At 73.5% G+C, this 16,591-nt stretch carries 17 protein-coding genes; 6 read left to right on the plus strand and 11 right to left on the minus strand.

The genetic code is table 11. The features are described 5' to 3' along the window. Positions 1 to 2: 2 nt before the first annotated feature. A complete protein-coding gene (locus J3P41_RS11460; RefSeq protein ID WP_210650417.1) occupies positions 3 to 3,098 on the minus strand; it encodes an efflux RND transporter permease subunit in 3,096 nt (1,031 codons plus the stop codon). Between the two features lie 35 nt (positions 3,099 to 3,133). Here J3P41_RS11460 and J3P41_RS11465 point away from each other — a divergent pair, with 35 nt between their 5' ends. Further along, complete coding sequence (locus J3P41_RS11465) at positions 3,134 to 3,616, plus strand: MarR family winged helix-turn-helix transcriptional regulator (RefSeq protein WP_210650418.1); 483 nt, start codon at positions 3,134 to 3,136, stop codon at positions 3,614 to 3,616. Between the two features lie 36 nt (positions 3,617 to 3,652). Here the strand turns inward: J3P41_RS11465 and J3P41_RS11470 are convergent, their stop codons facing one another. From J3P41_RS11470 to J3P41_RS11485, 4 genes are read right to left on the minus strand one after another with little or no spacing between them, the layout of a single operon-like run. Then, complete coding sequence (locus J3P41_RS11470) at positions 3,653 to 4,156, minus strand: low molecular weight phosphatase family protein (protein WP_210650419.1); 504 nt, start codon at positions 4,154 to 4,156, stop codon at positions 3,653 to 3,655. 2 nt (positions 4,157 to 4,158) lie between these two features. After that, a complete protein-coding gene (arsB, locus tag J3P41_RS11475) occupies positions 4,159 to 5,301 on the minus strand; it encodes an ACR3 family arsenite efflux transporter (protein WP_282594899.1) in 1,143 nt (380 codons plus the stop codon). Beyond that, the gene (locus J3P41_RS11480) at positions 5,298 to 6,032 is read right to left on the minus strand and encodes a helix-turn-helix domain-containing protein (protein ID WP_210650420.1); all 735 of its coding nucleotides are present in this window, start codon (positions 6,030 to 6,032) and stop codon (positions 5,298 to 5,300) included. Before J3P41_RS11480 ends, arsB begins: the two co-directional genes overlap by 4 nt. Positions 6,033 to 6,062: 30 nt before the next feature. Further along, positions 6,063 to 6,908, minus strand: coding sequence for a MerR family transcriptional regulator (locus tag J3P41_RS11485; protein ID WP_210650421.1), 846 nt, complete (start codon positions 6,906 to 6,908; stop codon positions 6,063 to 6,065). 78 nt (positions 6,909 to 6,986) lie between these two features. Here J3P41_RS11485 and J3P41_RS11490 point away from each other — a divergent pair, with 78 nt between their 5' ends. Continuing rightward, positions 6,987 to 7,328 carry a DUF4440 domain-containing protein gene (locus tag J3P41_RS11490; protein ID WP_210650422.1) on the plus strand — a complete coding sequence of 114 codons (342 nt, stop codon included), beginning with the start codon at positions 6,987 to 6,989 and terminating at the stop codon, positions 7,326 to 7,328. 36 nt (positions 7,329 to 7,364) lie between these two features. Continuing rightward, entirely contained in the window at positions 7,365 to 8,204 is an 840-nt protein-coding gene (locus tag J3P41_RS11495; RefSeq protein WP_210650423.1) for a hypothetical protein, read from the plus strand. Here the strand turns inward: J3P41_RS11495 and J3P41_RS11500 are convergent. From J3P41_RS11500 to J3P41_RS11525, 6 genes are all read right to left on the minus strand, one after another. Continuing rightward, positions 8,182 to 9,861 carry a copper resistance protein CopC gene (locus J3P41_RS11500; protein WP_210650424.1) on the minus strand — a complete coding sequence of 560 codons (1,680 nt, stop codon included), beginning with the start codon at positions 9,859 to 9,861 and terminating at the stop codon, positions 8,182 to 8,184. The two genes, J3P41_RS11495 and J3P41_RS11500, sit on opposite strands and share 23 nt — an antisense overlap. Further along, positions 9,858 to 10,625, minus strand: a complete 768-nt coding sequence (locus J3P41_RS11505) for a YcnI family protein (RefSeq protein WP_210650425.1) — start codon at positions 10,623 to 10,625, stop codon at positions 9,858 to 9,860. The genes J3P41_RS11500 and J3P41_RS11505 overlap by 4 nt, the downstream gene beginning before the upstream one ends. A 72-nt stretch (positions 10,626 to 10,697) precedes the next feature. After that, a complete protein-coding gene (locus tag J3P41_RS11510; RefSeq protein WP_210650426.1) occupies positions 10,698 to 11,234 on the minus strand; it encodes a hypothetical protein in 537 nt (178 codons plus the stop codon). Between the two features lie 45 nt (positions 11,235 to 11,279). Continuing rightward, the gene (locus tag J3P41_RS11515) at positions 11,280 to 11,717 is read right to left on the minus strand and encodes a DUF1707 domain-containing protein (protein WP_210650427.1); all 438 of its coding nucleotides are present in this window, start codon (positions 11,715 to 11,717) and stop codon (positions 11,280 to 11,282) included. After that, positions 11,714 to 12,403, minus strand: a complete 690-nt coding sequence (locus J3P41_RS11520; RefSeq protein WP_210650428.1) for a PadR family transcriptional regulator — start codon at positions 12,401 to 12,403, stop codon at positions 11,714 to 11,716. The genes J3P41_RS11515 and J3P41_RS11520 overlap by 4 nt, the downstream gene beginning before the upstream one ends. A 128-nt stretch (positions 12,404 to 12,531) precedes the next feature. Next, positions 12,532 to 13,731 carry an LCP family protein gene (locus tag J3P41_RS11525; RefSeq protein WP_210650429.1) on the minus strand — a complete coding sequence of 400 codons (1,200 nt, stop codon included), beginning with the start codon at positions 13,729 to 13,731 and terminating at the stop codon, positions 12,532 to 12,534. 25 nt (positions 13,732 to 13,756) lie between these two features. On the opposite strand from J3P41_RS11525, the gene J3P41_RS11530 reads away from it, so the two are divergent. The 3 genes from J3P41_RS11530 (at position 13,757) to J3P41_RS11540 (ending at position 16,569) form a co-directional block, all read left to right on the plus strand. Further along, the gene (locus J3P41_RS11530; protein WP_246861938.1) at positions 13,757 to 14,248 is read left to right on the plus strand and encodes an acyl-CoA thioesterase; all 492 of its coding nucleotides are present in this window, start codon (positions 13,757 to 13,759) and stop codon (positions 14,246 to 14,248) included. Further along, positions 14,245 to 14,847 carry a GNAT family N-acetyltransferase gene (locus tag J3P41_RS11535; RefSeq protein WP_210650431.1) on the plus strand — a complete coding sequence of 201 codons (603 nt, stop codon included), beginning with the start codon at positions 14,245 to 14,247 and terminating at the stop codon, positions 14,845 to 14,847. The genes J3P41_RS11530 and J3P41_RS11535 overlap by 4 nt, the downstream gene beginning before the upstream one ends. A gap of 138 nt (positions 14,848 to 14,985) precedes the next feature. After that, positions 14,986 to 16,569 (plus strand): LCP family protein, encoded by a 1,584-nt coding sequence (locus tag J3P41_RS11540; protein ID WP_210650432.1) that lies wholly within the window; start codon positions 14,986 to 14,988, stop codon positions 16,567 to 16,569. Positions 16,570 to 16,591 lie beyond the last annotated feature (22 nt).

Consider the following 16,591-nt stretch of genomic DNA (forward strand, 5'->3'; position numbering starts at 1 on the left):
CGTCAGGCCGGTGCAGCGGACCGCTCCCGTGCTGCGCGGCGTACCGCTCGCCGCTCCTTGCGTCGCTCGACCAGCAGGTAGAGAGCCGGCACGAGGAGCAGCGTCAGGACGGTCGACGAGACCAGGCCGCCGATCACGACCACGGCGAGCGGCTGGGAGATGAACGCGCTGCCGCCGGTGACGCCGAAGGCCATCGGGGTCAGGGCGAGGACGGTGGCGAGGGCGGTCATCACGATGGGGCGCACTCGCTTGCCGCCCCCGTCGGCCAGTGCCTCGACGATGGTGGCGCCCGCCTCGCGGCGCTGGTTGACGAGGTCGATGAGCACGATGGCGTTGGTGACGACGATGCCGACCAGCATCAGGGCGCCGATCAGCGACGGAACGCCCAGCGGGATGCCCGTGACAGCCAGCAGCAGCATCGCGCCGGTGGCCGCGAACGGCACGGACACCAGCAGGATCAGGGGCTGGAGGAGTGACCTGAAGGTCGCCACCATGACGACGTAGACGATCGCGATGGCGATGAGGAGGGCGAGACCGAGCTGTCCGAACGCCTCGGCCTGGTCCTCGGAGACGCCGCCGATGGAGACGTCGGTGCCCTCGGGGAGGGCGAGGTCCTCGACCAGCGCCTGGACGTCCGAGTTCACCGAGCCGAGGTCGTCGGCTGCCGGCTCGGCGGTGATCGTGACGGTGCGCTCGCCGTCGGAGCGGGTGATCGCGGTCGCGACGTCCCGCTCGACGAGCTCGGCGACCTGTCCGAGCACGGCGCCGTCACCGACGGGTAGCCGGCGCAGCTCGGCGAGGGACTCCGGCTTGCGGCCGGTGAGCACGACGACGTCGAGCTGCTCGCCACCGACGCTGACCTGGCCGACCGGCGGCTGCGCGAGGGACTGGGCGACCACGCCGCCCAGCAGCGCGGAGGTGAGCCCCGACGCCTCCGCCTCGGGGCGAGCGCGGACCGACAGGATGGGCTGGGCGGTCGCCGCGTCCGAGGTCACGGTGCCCACGCCGTCCACCGACTCGAGCTCGGCCGCGACGAGCTCAGCGGCCTCGTCCAGCCGGGACTGGTCGGTCGCGGTGACCACGAGCTCCAGCTCGGACGCGAAGCCGGCGTCTCCGGAGGTCACGACGACGTCGCCGGCCGCGTCGGTCAGGTCGGACTCGATCCGCTCGGCGGCGGCCTCGCTGTCGACGTCCTCGCCGAGCGTGACAGCGAAGGTCGTGGCACCACCGCTGAAGACGGCGGCCATCCCCTCGCCGGAACCGACAGTGGTCTGGACGGTCTCGACCTCGTCGTCCTCGAGGAGGACCGCCTCGACCTCGCGGGCGGCCGCGTCCTGCCGTGCGAGCGTGGCACCGGGCTCGAGCTCCTGGGTGACCGTCAGCGTGTTCTGGCCGCTGCTGCCGAGGAAGTTGGTCTTGATGAAGGGAGTGAGCCCCGCGGTCGCCATCAGCACGACGAGCGCGACGGCGACCGTCCGCCACGGACGGCGGACCACCCAGCGGACTGCGGGGTCGTACGCCCGGCGCAGCCACGACCGATCCTCGCGCGCCTCGGCCGCCGCTCGGACCTCGGCCGGGTCCACGACCGCATCGGGGCTCTTGAGGAACCAGTACGCCAGCACCGGGATGATCGTCAGCGACACCAGGAGGGACGCGAGCAGCGCGAGCGCCACGGTCACGGCGAACGGACGGAAGAGCTCGCCGACCTGGCCGCCGACGATGCCGATGGGCAGGAACACCGCCGCGGTCGCGATCGTGGACGACGTGATGGCGCCGCCGACCTCGCGCACGGCGGTGGTGATGGCGGAGACCTTGGCCTCCCCGTAGGAGAGGTGGCGCTTGATGTTCTCGATGACCACGATCGAGTCGTCGACCACCCGGCCGATCGCCACGGTGAGGGCGCCGAGGGTGAGGATGTTGAGCGTGTAGCCGCCGACCCGCAGGCCGATCAGCGTGATCAGGAGCGAGAGCGGGATGGACAGCGCGGTGACGAGGGTCGAGCGGACCGAGAAGAGGAACAGCAAGATCACGAGCACGGCGAAGAAGAGCCCGAGCGCACCCTCGGTCGTCAGGTCCTCCACGGACTTCTCGATGAAGGGTGCCTGGTCGAAGGCGACAGAGAACTCGGCACCGTCGCCGAGGTCCTCCTCCAGCTGCGGGAGCAGCTCGGTGACCGCGTGGGAGATGTCGACGGTGTTGCCGTCGGGGGTCTTGGTGATCGCGACGGCCAGGCTGGTCTCGCCGTTGGTGCGGGCGTGGGACGACGGGGGTGTCTGCGCGGTGCGGACCTCGGCGACCTGGCCGAGCGGTCGCGTCCCGGCATCAGGCAGGGACACGGGCACCCGGCGCAGCTCGGCGAGGGTGGTCGGCGTCGAGCCCACCTGGACCGACAGGCTGGACCCGGCTTCGTCGACGGTGCCCGCGGGGATCAGCGACGCGTTGGACAGCGCGTCGCCCACGCTGGCGGCGGTCACGCCCAGCTCGCGGGCGTCGGGAGTCAGGGTGATCTCGACGCGGTCGGTGGGAGCGCCGGTGACGTCGACCTGGCGTACGCCCTCGACGTCCTCGAGCTCCGGGACGACCAGGCGGTCGATCCGCTCGGCGAGCTCGGCCGGAGCAGCGTCCGACGTCACCGCCAGCTGCACCACCGGGAACTGGTCGAAGCTGCCGGCGAAGACGACCGGCTCGACCGACTCCGGAAGGCCCTGCGCCCCGCTCATCGCGCTCTCGGCCTGCTGCTGCGCGCGGTCGAGGTCGGTCCCGTACTCGAGGGTGACCAGGACGAGGGAGACGCCGCTGGACGACGTGGAGTCGAGCTGCTCGAGTCCGTCGACGCCCGCCAGCGCCTGCTCGGCGGGCCGGGTGACCTCCTGCTCCACGGCCTCCGGTGACGCGCCGGCGTAGGGAAGGACGACCCCGACGGCGGGGAACTGCAGGTTCGGGATCAGCTCCTGCTTGAGCGAGCCCATGGACAGCACGCCGAAGATGGCCACCATGACCGTGGAGAGTGCGACGAGCGCGCGGTTGCGCAGGGAGAAGGACGCCAGATGGCCCACGAAGAACAGCTCCTGTGTCTGGGCGCACCCGCGGTCCGCCAAGTCGTTAGCCTGATGCTAACGGTAGGGTCGATGGCGTGAGCAATCGTGAGGACGACGTCCTCGCCGTCGAGCAGCTCTCGCGACGGCTGCAGGAGGCGTCCGCCGCCGTCCGGGTGGACGAGGTCGTGGCCACGGACCTCTCCATCCAGCAGCTGAAGGTCCTCATGCTGGTGGAGTACCGCTCTCCCATGACGGCCCACGCCGTCGCCGACGCCCTCGGCGTCAGCGCCGCCACCGTGTCGGGACTCGTGTCGCGCCTCGTGGCCCGCGACCTCCTCGTCCAGGAACCGGCGCCGCACGACCGCCGTGCCCTCCACCTGCGCACGACCTCCGCGGGTCGCGAGGCGCTCGAGGAGGTCGCCGCCATGCAGCTGCGGCACTGGCGCGACGTGGTGCACGGCCTCACCGACGCCGAGGTCGCCGGCCTGCGACTCGGTCTGGCCGGCATCGAGCGCGTGATGCGCGAAGCGGACGGGGGCGCCGGGATCGCGACGGCTGAGGACGGGCCGAGGGACTGACGGCAGGGGAGCCGCCCGCGTCCCGCGGCCTGCGGATCACCCAGATGCCCGAGGGCGCCGGCCGGGCCTCGCCAGGACCGACGGCGGCAGGTCGATGTCGGGGACGAGCTCGCGGAGGAGCGCGCGGACGCGCCCGTCGATGTCGGCGATGACGGCGCGCACGGTCTCCTCGTCCTGGCCGCCGGGGTCCGCGACCGGCCAGTCGACGTACCGCACGCCGGGGACGTAGGGGCACTCCTCGCCGCAGCCGAGGGTGATGGCCATGACGGAGGCCTCGATCGTCTCGCGGGTCAGCCTCGTCGGCGTCTCGGCCGACGTGTCCAGGCCGAGCCTCTCCAGCGCCTGCGCGACCTCGGGGTGGATGTGCTCGCCCGGCTGGGTGCCGGCCGACAGCGCGAGCACCCGGCCGCGGGCGTAGTGCTCGGCCAGGACCCGCGAGATGACCGAGCGGCCACCGTTGCGGACGCAGGCGAACACCACCTGCGGGACAGCAGCGCTCGAGGCGGCCGCGGCGGCGGACGTGGTGTCGAGGTCGCTCATCGTCATGCTCCAGTCGTGGCGGGGGTGGGGGTCGTCTCGCCGGGTGCGGGCCGGAACCAGCGCCGCGCCCAGAGGCTGACGTAGACCAGGCCGACCAGCACGGGCACCTCGATGAGGGGCCCGACGACGCCTGCCAGTGCCTGGCCGGAGGTGACGCCGAAGACGCCGATGGCCACCGCGATGGCCAGCTCGAAGTTGTTGCCCGCCGCCGTGAACGACACGGCGGTGGCGCGCTCGTAGTCGAGGCCGAGCGCCTTCGTGAGCAGCATCGAGCCGCCCCACATGAGCAGGAAGTACGCCAGCAGCGGCAGCGCGATGCGCGCGACGTCGAGGGGCTGGTGGGTGATGGTGTCGCCCTGGAGGGCGAAGAGCAGCACGATGGTGAACAGCAGCCCGTACAGGGCGCTCGGGCCGATGCGGGGAAGGAACCTCTCCTCGTACCACTCGCGCCCCCTGGCGCGCTCGCCGAGTGTGCGGGTGAGGAACCCGGCCAGGAGCGGGATGCCGAGGAAGACCAGGACCGACTTCGCGATGGACCACATGGACACGTCGAGGGCCGACTGCTCGAGGCCGAGCCAGCCGGGAAGGACCTCGAGGTAGAAGTAGCCGAGGACCGCGAAGGCGACGATCTGGAAGACCGCGTTGAGCGCGACGAGGACCGCCGCGGCTTCGCGGTCGCCACACGCGAGGTCGTTCCAGATCAGCACCATCGCGATGCAGCGCGCGAGGCCGACGATGACGAGGCCGGTGCGGTACTCGGGCAGGTCGGGCAGCATCAGCCAGGCGAGGGCGAACATCAGCGCCGGCCCCAGCACCCAGTTGAGGACGATGGACGTGGCGAGCATGCGCCGGTCGCCGGTGACGTGCCCGAGCTCGTCGTAGCGGACCTTCGCCAGGACCGGGTACATCATCACCAGCAGCCCGATCGCGATGGGTAGCGACACCGAGCCGACCTCCACCGCCGCGAGGGCGTCGCCGAGACCGGGGAGCCAGCGGCCGAGCAGCAGCCCGCCGAGCATCGCGACGCCGATCCACACGGGGAGGAACCGGTCGAGCGTGGAGAGGCGGTGCAGGACGTCGTCGCCGGCGTCCGTCCGGGTCCGGGCGGCGCTGCTGTGGGGTGTGTCGGGCGTGGTGTGTGTCATGCGTCCTTCTCGGAGGGGGCGTGCGGGATGCCTCGCTGCGCCGCGGCGTCGAGGCGCGGCGCGAGGTCGGCGACGCGGACGGCGATGTCGTCGTAGACGGCGTCGAAGGCGGCATCGGTGCCCTCGGCGAGCGGGTCGGGCACGGACCAGTGGCTCGTCCCAGCCAGCTGCAGCCGGGTGCTGGGCCCGGCGGGCCCGAGCTCCTCGTGGGCGGCGTCGCACACGGTCACGACGTAGTCGCCGTCGCGGAGCAGGCCGTCCACCGACCGCGGCCGCTCCTGCACCAGGGTCAGTCCGTGCCGGCGGGCGGCCGAGACCGCCGCGGGGGCGATCGCCGGTCCCGGGCGGGTGCCGCCCGAGGCGACGGGGATCGGGCTCGCCCGCTGCCACAGCGCGGCGGCGAACTGGGAGCGCGCCGAGTTGGCGGTGCACACGAACACCACCCGCTCCGCCGCACCGGCGCCGTCCGTCGCGCCCGGCAGCAAGCCGGTGAGTCCGTCACGGTGCAGCCGGAGATAGGTGCGCCGCCGGTCCGCGTGCGAGCGGTGGCGGGACACGAGGCCCGCGTCCTGCAGCACCTTGACGTGGTGGGCCACCAAGTTCGACGGGAGGTCCAGCTGCTGGCGCAGCTCGCCCGGGGAAGCGTCACCGGCAACGAGCACGTCCACCATGCGCAGCCGGACCGGGTCCGCCAGCGCGGACAGGGCCGCTACCCGCGCGTCGAGCTCCATGCCGCCCCGATTCAGTCAGTCGATGTTGAGTCAATCCTCACTGACAGAGGCGGCCGGAGCAAGCCCGGGCGCGCCGTGGAGGGGCTCGGCGACCCGGAAGACCGGCCACCCGATCTCGGTGCGCCACTGCGACGGGTCCGCGGTGTCCCGCGGGCCGACCAGGTACGTCTCGCGCACCGGCCCGGCCACCGCGAGCGCGTTGGCCACGACCCAGGCGCCGACCTCCCCGTAGGTGACCTCGATGTCCTCGTGGCCGCCGACGTGCGTCGCGACGGCCAGCTCGACGGAGGGCAGCCTCACCGGGTGCACCCGACCGCGGGTCGGAGGCCGGCTCGTCGGGCGGTGCACCAGCGCGTGACCGTGGCCGACCTCGAACAGGGCGTTGTCGTAGAGCCCGCCAGGCGGACCGGTCGGCTCCTCGACCGCCGCGTCGAGCTCGGCCATGGCGCCGGCGTACCAGGCGAGGACGTCGTCGAGGTCGACGTCCGCCTCGACGGCCGCCACCGTGCTGCCGGGCACCGAGCGCAGCTCCACCTCCACGGGCGCCGGCTCCGGTGCCAGCAGGCGGCGCAGCGACGTCACGGCGGCGCGCGTGCGGTCGAGCTCGGCCTCGAGCCGACGGAGGTGATCCGCGACGAGGGCGGCACGGGCGCCGGGATCGGGGGTGCGCAGGATGCTCCGGACCTCGGTGAGCGGGACGTCGAGCTCGCGCAGGCGGTGGATGACCTGGGCGGTCGGGATCTGCTCGGCGCTGTAGTAGCGGTAGCCGGTCGCGGGGTCCACCGTGGCGGGGACCAGGAGGTCCGCGTCGTGGTAGCGACGCAGCGTCCGGACGCTCAGGTGCGTCAGGCGGGAGAACTCACCGATCGCCAGCATGCCCGCAGTGTGCACCCTCCCCCTGCGGGAGGGTCCAGCGCTTGACCCTCGCCCGGACGTACGCCGCACCGTTGCGGCATGACGACATCCACGACGCAGCTGCCCGCCCCCGTCCGCACCTTCCTCGACGCCCACGCCGCCCGCGACACCGAGCGTGCGGCGCGCACCTTCGCCGCCACCGCCGAGGTCGTGGACGACGGCCGGACGTTCCGCGGCACCGCCGAGGTCCTCGACTTCCTCCGCGGCGCCGGCGCTGAGTACACCTACACGACCGAGCTGATCGACGCCCAACGCGTCGACGACGCCCACTGGGTGGCCGTCAACCGGCTGGAGGGCGACTTCCCCGGCGGCGTGGTCGAGCTCCGCTACCGCTTCACCCTCGTCGACGGCCTCATCGCCGAGCTGGTCATCGCCCCCTGAGCGGCTCGCGTTGTCGCCGGTCGCCATACTGGTGGCGTGGGTCGACGAGTCGCGGGTCTGGCACTGGCAGCCGTGGTCCCCGCGCTGGTGGCCGGCTGCAGCTCGGCCGACGCCGAGCAGGTCGCGACCGGGCACAGCCACGCTGGCGGCGGCATGGTCTCGATGCCGGTCGGCGACGGCACCCGGGCCAGCGAGGTGGGCTACTCCCTCGACGGCCTCCGGGTGCGGGAGCGGCCCGAGGGCATCGGTGAGCTGCGCTTCCGCATCGACGACCCCGACGGGGAGCCGGTCACCGACTACGTCGAGGAGCTCACCAAGGAGCTGCACCTCTACGTCGTCAACGACGACCTCACGGTCTTCCGCCACCTGCACCCCACGATGGACGAGGACGGCACCTGGACGGCGCCGTTCGACGTGCCCGACGCGGGCGGCTACCGGGTGATCGCCGAGTTCGTCGCCGTCGACGAGGGGGGCAACGGGGACCACGTGGTGCTGGGACGGCGCGTGGCCCTGTCGCCGGGCGATCCGGGGGACACGGCGGCCGGGGACCGGGCCGTCGAGGTCACCGTCTCCCAGGCGCCCCGGACGGGGTCCGACGGCGTCCTGCGGCTGATGGTCCGTGACGCCGCCCAGCAGCCGGTCGACATCGGCACCTACCTCGGCGCGTACGGTCACGTGACGGGGTTCCACACCGGGACCGGCGCCATGGTGCACCTCCATCCGCTCGCCGCGCCCGAGGTCACCGAGGACGGCTCGGAGCTGACGTTCCACGCCGATGTCGAGGACGCGGGCGACTACCGGCTCTTCGTCCAGGTGCGCGTCGACGGCTTCCTGCACACCGTGCCGGTCGAGCTCACGGTCGCACCGTCAGCCTGACGGTCGTCACCGGGTTCTCGAAGCGGCTCAGCTCGACGCTGACCTGCACCTCCCACTCGCCCGCCCGGGGCAGCACGACGTCGCCCCGGTAGGTGCCGGAGGCGATCGGCGCGACCGCGACCGCGCCCAGGTCCAGCCCGTCGGTCCGCAGCTCGACGGTGGGGTTGACCGGCGGGTCGTAGGGCTCGCCGGAGGAGTCCTGCACCTGCACGAGCAGGGTGTTCCTGCCGGTGCGCCGCGGGTCCATCACTGCGAGCACCCGCAGGTCGCCCGCGGTGGCCGCGCCGACCCCCGTGCCGCCGGTGGCGGCCGTGAGCGGCACCGGCCGGGGCGACTGGTTGACCAGGACGCCGGTGACGCCGAGCAGCACGACCAGCAGGACGGCCTCGACCCGCACCGTCCGGGTGACGGCGACCGCCGCGCGCTCCCGGTCGCCGAACCCGGCGGCCGCCTGCACGGCGGGAAGGGTGCGCCACCGGTTCCAGCCCCCGATCGCCGCCACGACCAGCGCGATGGCGACCTTGGCGAGCAGCAGCCAGCCGTAGCGGGTCTCGACCAGCGCCGCCCACGACCCGACGATCCGCCAGCCCACGAAGGTGCCGGTCACCGCCACGGCCAGCAGCGCACCGCCGGCCAGTGCGGAGAACCGGGTCAGGGTGCGGGCAGCCAGCACCTCGCGGCCGGACAGCGCGCGCAACGACAGCACCAGCCCGACCAGGCCGCCGAGCCACAGCGCGCCGGCCACGAGGTGCAGGACGTCGGCGGCGATGAGCAGGGCGGAGGGGGAGTAGGCCCGCGAGTGCCCCACGACCGAGGGTCCGGCCAGCGCGACCAGGGCGCCCGCCGTGAGCAGCCAGCGGTCCACGGTGCCGGGTGCGGCGCTCCTGCAGGCCGGAGCGGCGAGCCCGAGGCCGGCGACTACCAGGGCAGCGGCGAACATCTCGTTGGCGACCAGCCCGGGGTCGAAGGACGCGACGAGGTCGCCCAGCTCGAGGCCCTGGCCGTAGACCGAGGCGACGGGCACCTGCAGCACTGCGCCGGCTCCGGCCGCGCCGGCGGCGTACGCGAGCAGTCGGCGCAGCCGGGCGCGCACGGCGGTCCCGGACCACGACCGCGGCAGGACGAGCGCCACGAACAGCGCCAGTCCGGCTGCCAGGAGCAGGCCGATGAGCGACACGGCCGTGACCACGTCGCGCAGCACCGTGACGGAGGCCGACGACGTCGTGGGCGCAGGTGGTGGCGTCACGCTGGCGCTGGGCGCGCCGACGGCGAAGGTGAGCGCGCCGGAGACGGGGTGGCCGTCGCTGGATAGGACGTTCCAGGACACGACGTACGTCCCGTCCCCGAGGCCCGCGGCGCCGGGCAGGTCGACGCGGACCTCCGTGCCGTGCGCGCCGGCCGACGACTCGACGGCCCGGCCCTGCGCGTCGTAGACCGCGATCTCCTGCGAGGTGAGGCGCACCGTCTCGTTGAACGTCAAGGTCACCGTGTCGGGTGCCGTCTCGACCACGGCGCCCTCGGCGGGATCGGTCTCCACCAGCTCGGCGTGGGCCGAGGCGGGGGCGCTGCCGAGCAGGACGAGCGCGAGCGCGACCAGCGCGGCGGCCGCCAGGCTCGTCGCCCGGGACCACCACGCCGGTCGCGCCAGCGCGGTCACGAGGTCGAGCGCGTGCGGGCCAGGGCGAGAACGCCGGCGGCCAGGCCGAGCAGGCCGGCCACCAGGGCGGCCCAGCCGAGCGCGGCCGAGCCCTCGTCGTCGGAGGCCGCCGCCGGCTCGCCGGCCTCGTCGCCGGCAGCCACCGCGGCAGCGTCCTCGTCGGCTCCCTCGGCGGTCTCGTCGGCCGCAGCCTCCTCGGCCGCCTCGCTGCCGTGACCGTCCCCGGCGGACTCCACGACCTCGAAGGCCGGCGCGGGGCTCTCCAGCTCGTCGGGGTCCTGGCCCTCGGCCGGGACCTGGGTCCAGCCGGTCTCACCCTTCGCGCAGGTCTGGATCGTCGGGAACGCGAGGGTCTCGCCGGCGACGTCCGGCACCTGGAAGGAGAGCTCGAAGGTGTCGCGCTGGGCGTCCGGCAGCGGAGTGGTGGCGGTGTAGACGACCGACGCGATCCGCTCGGTGACCTCGTTGCCGTGACTGTCGGTGACCGGCTCCTCGAGCTGCGCCGTGGTGGTCTCGACGGTGTAGAAGGGATTGCGGGTCGGCGTCACCGACAGCACCGACTCCGGCACCTGGATCTCGATCCTGGTGGTGGGGGAGCCCTCGCAGCCGTGGGGGACGCTGAAGGTCGCGACGGTGTAGGCGCCGGCCGAGGCGTCGGTCACCGTGGCGCTGACGTGGGCGCTGGCCGGGGCGGCGAGCGAGAGGGCGATGGCCGCGGTGGCGGCCGGGAGCACGCAGAGGCGCGCGAACGTACGGGTGGACATGTCTCTCCTGATGAGCATGAGGTGGGTCGTGCGGGTCTGGGGTCGCGCGTGCCACCCGAGCCCGGACCGGGCTCAGGCGGGCACGAGCGCGAGCGGTGGCCCGCGTCGAGGAGAGACGAGCAGGTGGGTGAGCGAGGAACGGGTCCAGCCGGCCGCTGGCCCGAGCCGGGGACGCGGCGCGACGGGCAGCGCGGGGTGGAGGCGCAGGGAGACGACGTACGACGCGGCGCGCCGGCCCGCCCACCACGCCGCGGCGGTGAGGACCGCGACGCAGAGGTGGGCGACGAGCATCTGCCAGGTCCAGCCGGCCTCGCTCGGCACGGCGGCGTGGTGCTGGTGGTCGGCGAGCCCGAACGACTCGTGCAGGCCCAGCTGGGCCGCGGCGACCGCCGGGAGCAGGGCCCACTGCGGGACCTCGCGGGCGAAGAGCAGCAGGCTGGAGGCGAGCAGCACGGCCGTGACGAGCAGCAGCCCCGGGCCGGTGGGGACGTCGCCGCCGGCCCACGTGTGCGCCGCCGCGGCACCGGTCGTCGCGACGACCGTCGCGGCGACCGCTCGCGCGAGGACGTGAGGCGCTCGGGCGCTCACCACCCTCGGCTCCACGGTCATGGCGACATGATCGCAGAGCGGCGTCAGCGGCGGCGGGGCAGCCTGCTACCAGCCGGCGGAGCGGCGCGGTCGCCGGTAGTCGACGTGGTGGTGGGGATGGGGGCCCGCGTGGCCGTGCCTCGGGGCGCACTGGCCGCCGCGTCGGCCCATGAGGAACAGCAGCGGGAAGACCAGCAGCCACAGGGGCGCCTCGACGAGCACGCTGAGCGCGATCAGCACGGCGAGCACCGGCAGCAGCGGCAGGCGGAACGGGCGTCGGCCCGGCTGCGCCGGGACCGCCGGCGCGCGCGCCGGCTCCAGGCGTGGCAGGTCGCCGAAGAGCACGGCGAGGTCGGCACGCGTGCGCGCGGTCCAGATCGCGTCGAGCCGCTCGTCGTACTCCTCGTGGTCGAGGCGGCCCTCGGCGTAGTGCCCGGCCAGGTCGGCCATCGCGCGCTCACGGTCGCTGTCGGCGATGCGCTGCCGCGGGTCGGGCGCGTTCATCGCTCCGCGTCCCGTCCGTCGGCGAGGATGCCGTAGAGCCGGCGCCTGGTGTCGACGAGCACGTCCAGGGCGGCCCGCTTCTGCTGCTCCGAGCCCTGCGTGGCGAGCTGCCACACGGCGCTCACGACCTGACCGATCTCGCTCTTGATGTCGGCGTGGCCGGACGGCTGGTCGAGGTCGGGCTCGGGGGTGCTGGCGAAGGGGGCCCAGACGGCGGCGAGCTGGTCGGTGTGGGCCTCGGCCCAGGCGACGCCGCGATCGGTCAGCCGGATGGTCCGTCGCCCGCGCGCGTCGTCCGACTCGACCAGGCCCTCGTCCTGGAGCTGCTGGATGGTCGGGTAGACCGAGCCGGGCGACGGTCGCCACTCGCCGTGGCTGAGCTCGGAGATCTCCTGGATGACCTGGTAGCCGTTGATCGGCGCCTCGGCCGCCCGGGCGCGGTGGAGCACGTCGATGATCGCGGTGCGGACGTCGCCGCGTCGTACGCGCGGGCCGCGCTGCTGCGGTCGCTGCGGGGCGGTCGCCAGGCCCAGGATGTCGCCCAGCCACGGCGGAGGACCGCCCGGACGGCGACCGCGGTGGCCGCCGGGGGACCAGGCGCTCCAGCCTGCACAGTCGTTGCTGCTACGGCGCGCGTCGCGCTCGTCGTCGCCGGGCCAGTCGGACCCGGGCCAGTGGTGTCCCATGTCGGATGCTCCCTCGTCGAAGATGGTGACCGAGAACGATGCTCGGTGACGTATCGCGATATATCGCGAGCGTACGCCGACAGTCGGTCGACGACAAGAGGTCCAGGCCGCCGGGAGGGCGTACGCCGTCAGCGCGCCCGGCCGGTGGGCGTGCAGGCGGCGCGCGGGACCGAGCTGTCCTCGATGATGGCGTCGAAGAGCGCCGGTGCCCGGTCCGGGTCGGCGATGAGCCGGTTGGGGTCGCTCGGCGCCGCGAGGTTGGGCATGGTGCAGGTCTGGCTCTCGCCGGTCATCGCCAGCGCGAACCGGCCCAGGTCGACGGGGTTCATGCCCTCGTCGACGCGGATCGCGTCGAACGCGGCGTCGTTGATGTTCCAGTAGCGCACCGGGTTGACGAAGGTCCACGGAGTCAGTGCCTCGTCGCCGAGGGCGCTGATCACCTCCCGCTGCCGGGCGACGCGGTCGAGGTCGCTGAGCGCGGTGACGTGGCGCGAGCGCGAGTAGGCCAGCGCCGTCAGGCCGTCGACCTCCTGGCAGCCCTTCGCGATGTCGAGGCGCGCCATCGGGTCCTTCATCGCCTGCTTGGGGCAGATCTCCACCCCACCGAACGCGTCGACGGTGTTGATGACGCTGCCGAACCCGAGCTCGACGTAGTGGTCGATGTGGATGCCGGTCAGCTTCTCCACGCTCGACACGAGCAGCGAGGGGCCGCCGAGCGCGAAGGCGGAGTTGATCATCTGCGTGCCGTGCCCCGGGACCTCGGCGAGGGTGTCGCGGGGGATCGACATCATCGTGCGGCCGCCGGAGCCGGTGTGCAGCACGATGATCGTGTCGGTGTTCGTGCCGCCCCGCTCACCGGTCTGCAGCACCTTGCGCTGCTCGTCGGTGAGGTCGTCGGCCTTGTCGGAGCCGACGATGAGGTAGTTGGTGCCAGGCTGGTCGCCGGGGCGGTCGCCGCTGGGCTCGCTGTCGACCTTCTCGATGGTCGTCCAGTGCCACAGCGGCACGCCGACGAGGTAGACCAGCACCAGCAGCAGGACCAGCGGCACCAGCCCGAGGCGCAGGCGCGGACGCCAGCGGCGCCGCGGTGGACGCGGCGCCGGGGTCGCGGGCGCGGTGCGCGGCCGGGCCGGCGGCTGCCCGCCCGAGGCCCCCTGCTTCCGCGAGGCCACCGGCATCACCCGGGTCTCGTCGGGGCGCTCGGGCCCCTGCTGGGGGACGCGCTGCGTGGCGTCGCCGGGCGGCGTCTGCGACGAGCCGCCGTAGAGCCAGTCGTACTCCGGCGTTCCCTTCTCGGGCATCCCGGAGCCCTGCGGACGATCAGCCATGTGGACGGACGCTACCGTGCCCGGCATGAGCCGACCCACGTCGTACAGCCGGGTGAGCCTGGGGATCATGGCCCACTCGAGCGAGGCGAACCTGCTGGGCAACGTCCACGGCGGCGAGATCATGAAGCTCGCCGACTCCACCGCCGGTGCCGTCGCCTACCGGCACAGCGGCGGTCCCGCGGTCACCGCGGCGATGGACGACATGACGTTCCTGGCGCCCGTGCACGTCGGGGACATCATCAAGACCTACGCGCAGGTCAACTGGGCCGGTACCTCCTCGATGGAGATCGGGGTCCGGGTCGAGGCCCAGCCGTGGGGCAACGCCGGCGACGAGCCGGTGCACGTCGCCAGCGCCTACTTCGTCTTCGTCGCCATCGACGAGGACGGCAAGCCACGCCCCGTCCCGCCGCTGGAGACCGAGACGCCAGCCGACGTACGCCGCCAGCGCGAGGCCGAGATCCGCCGCTCGCACCGGCTCGCCCGCAAGGCCGAGATCGACCGCGGTCGCGAGGGATGACGGACTGGACGCGGGCGCGCACCGACCGGCTCTGGCTCGACGTCCCGGTCGAGCAGGACGCCGAACGGCTGCTCGCCATCCACGCTGACCCTGCGTCATGGCGTCACTTCCCGTCGGGGGTGGTCACCGACCCGAAGGCCGGCGCCGTCATGGTGGCGGCGAGCCGGCGCCGCTTCGAGCGCGACGGGCTGGCGTACTGGTCGGTGCGCGACAGCGAGGACGGACCCGTCGTCGGCCGCGGTGGGTGCGCGGTGCCCGACGAGGCACTCGGCGCCCGAGGCTGGTGGAACCTCTACTACCGCTTCGACCAGCGCGTCCTGGGTCGCGGCTACGCCACCGAGATGGGCGCCCGGGCCATCGAAGCGGCGCACGACGTAGCTCCCGAGCGCCCGGTCCTGGCCTACCTCGTCGAACACAACCACGCCTCGCGTCGGACGGCGGAGAAGCTCGGCCTGCGGCTGGTCTGGCGCGGGCCGGACCGCGACAACCCCGACCCCGCCGCCATCCGGCTCGTCTACCTCGACCGCGCACCCGACGACCTGCTGGTCGCGGACCTGGCGGCGCAGGGCATGTCCGTCGACGGCCTCGTCGGCCGCTGACGTCGGGGGACCGGCGCCGAGCGGCTGGTTCGGGGAGGCGGACGACCGCCCGGTCCCGGCGCGTCGCGACCCGGTGGGACGGGTGTGACTGGTGATACTGGGCGGGCTGACTTCCCCCAGCACAGAGAGGCTCCCCCGATGCCGCCCGTCACCCCCTCCGGGTCGCACTCGACGCGGTTCACCACGCTCCACCGCGCCCAGCGCGTGCGGTTCCGTCGCGCGGTGACGCTGATGCTGATGACGTTCGTCCTCCCGGGATCGGCGCAGCTGGTGGCCGGCAACCGCAGGGTCGGCCGGATCGCGCTGCGCACCTGGATCTGCCTGGCCGTGCTCGGCCTGGCCGCGATCGTGGCGTCCTACCTGTGGCACGGCGTCGCCTTCTGGGCCGGCACCCGGCCGATGGTCCTGCAGAGCCTGCGCCTGGGGCTGATCGCCCTGGCCGTCGGCTGGGCCTACCTGTTCATCGACGCGTGGCGGCTCGGCCAGCCGCTCACCCTCCAGCGCCAGCACCGCCTCGCCGTCGTCGGCGTCAACGGCGTGCTGTGCTTCAGCGTCGCAGGCGCGCTCCTCTTCGGCGCGCACGTGCTCGGCGTGCAGCGCCAGTTCATGCTCTCGACGTTCAGCGACGGCGACGCCGTGGGCGCCCACGACGGGCGCTACAACGTGCTGCTGCTGGGCGGCGACTCCGGCGCCGGGCGCTGGGGCCTGCGCCCGGACTCGATGACGGTCGCCAGCATCGACGCCGAGACCGGCAAGACCGTGCTGATCTCGCTGCCGCGCAACATGCAGAACTTCCCCTTCGCCGAGGGCTCCGTCATGGACGAGCAGTTCCCCGACGGCTTCGACGAGGAGGGGATGTACCTCAACGGACTCGCCACCTGGGCGCTCGACCACGCCGAGCTGTTCAAGGGCTCGGAGAATCCCGGCGTGGACGCCACGATCCAGGGCGTCGAGGGCATCACCGGCCTGGAGATGAACTACTGGGCGATGGTCAACCTCGAGGGCTTCAAGGACCTCGTCGACGCCGTCGGCGGGGTGGAGCTCAACGTGCGCCAGCCGATCCCGGTCGGCCTGCCGCACGAGAAGACCTTCCACTACATCGAGCCGGGCCGACGGACCCTCGACGGCCACGACACGCTCTGGTTCGCGCGGGCGCGCGAGGGCTCGGACGACTACTCGCGGATGGCGCGGCAGAAGTGCGTGATGGGCGCGATGCTCGCGCAGGTCAGCCCCCAGACGGCGCTGCGCAACTTCGAGAAGATCGCCGGCGCGAGCTCGGCCATGGTCTCCACCGACCTGCCGCGCGGCGAGGTCGGCCGCTTCGTCGACCTCGCCCTCAAGGCGCGGACGCAGAAGATCGCCACGCTGTCGCTCGTCCCGCCGATGATCGACACCGCCAACCCCGACATCGACCTGATCCACCAGACGGTGGCGGCCGTGATCGCCCGCGCCGAGGGCGAGCAGCCGGAGACCACCGCCGAGGCGGCCTCCGGTGCCGCCGACGAGGCCACCGCGGGCAGCGAGGCGACGGCCGACGAGGACACAGCGACGACGACGCCCGGCGCTTCCACGTCGAGCACCTCGACGCCCAGCGCCCCCACGCCGAGCACCCCGACGCCCAGCGCGCCGAGCACCCCGTCCGCGGTCACGGGCGGCTCGCTCGGCTCCCTGTCCGAGGGCTACGCGGCCAACCAGTCCGAGGACCTCGGCGCGGTTTGCTGAGGCCGTCGCCGCGGCCCCTAGG

Origin of the sequence: Nocardioides sp. SYSU D00065 (assembly GCF_017916425.1) — a bacterium.
GTDB lineage: Bacteria > Actinomycetota > Actinomycetes > Propionibacteriales > Nocardioidaceae > Nocardioides.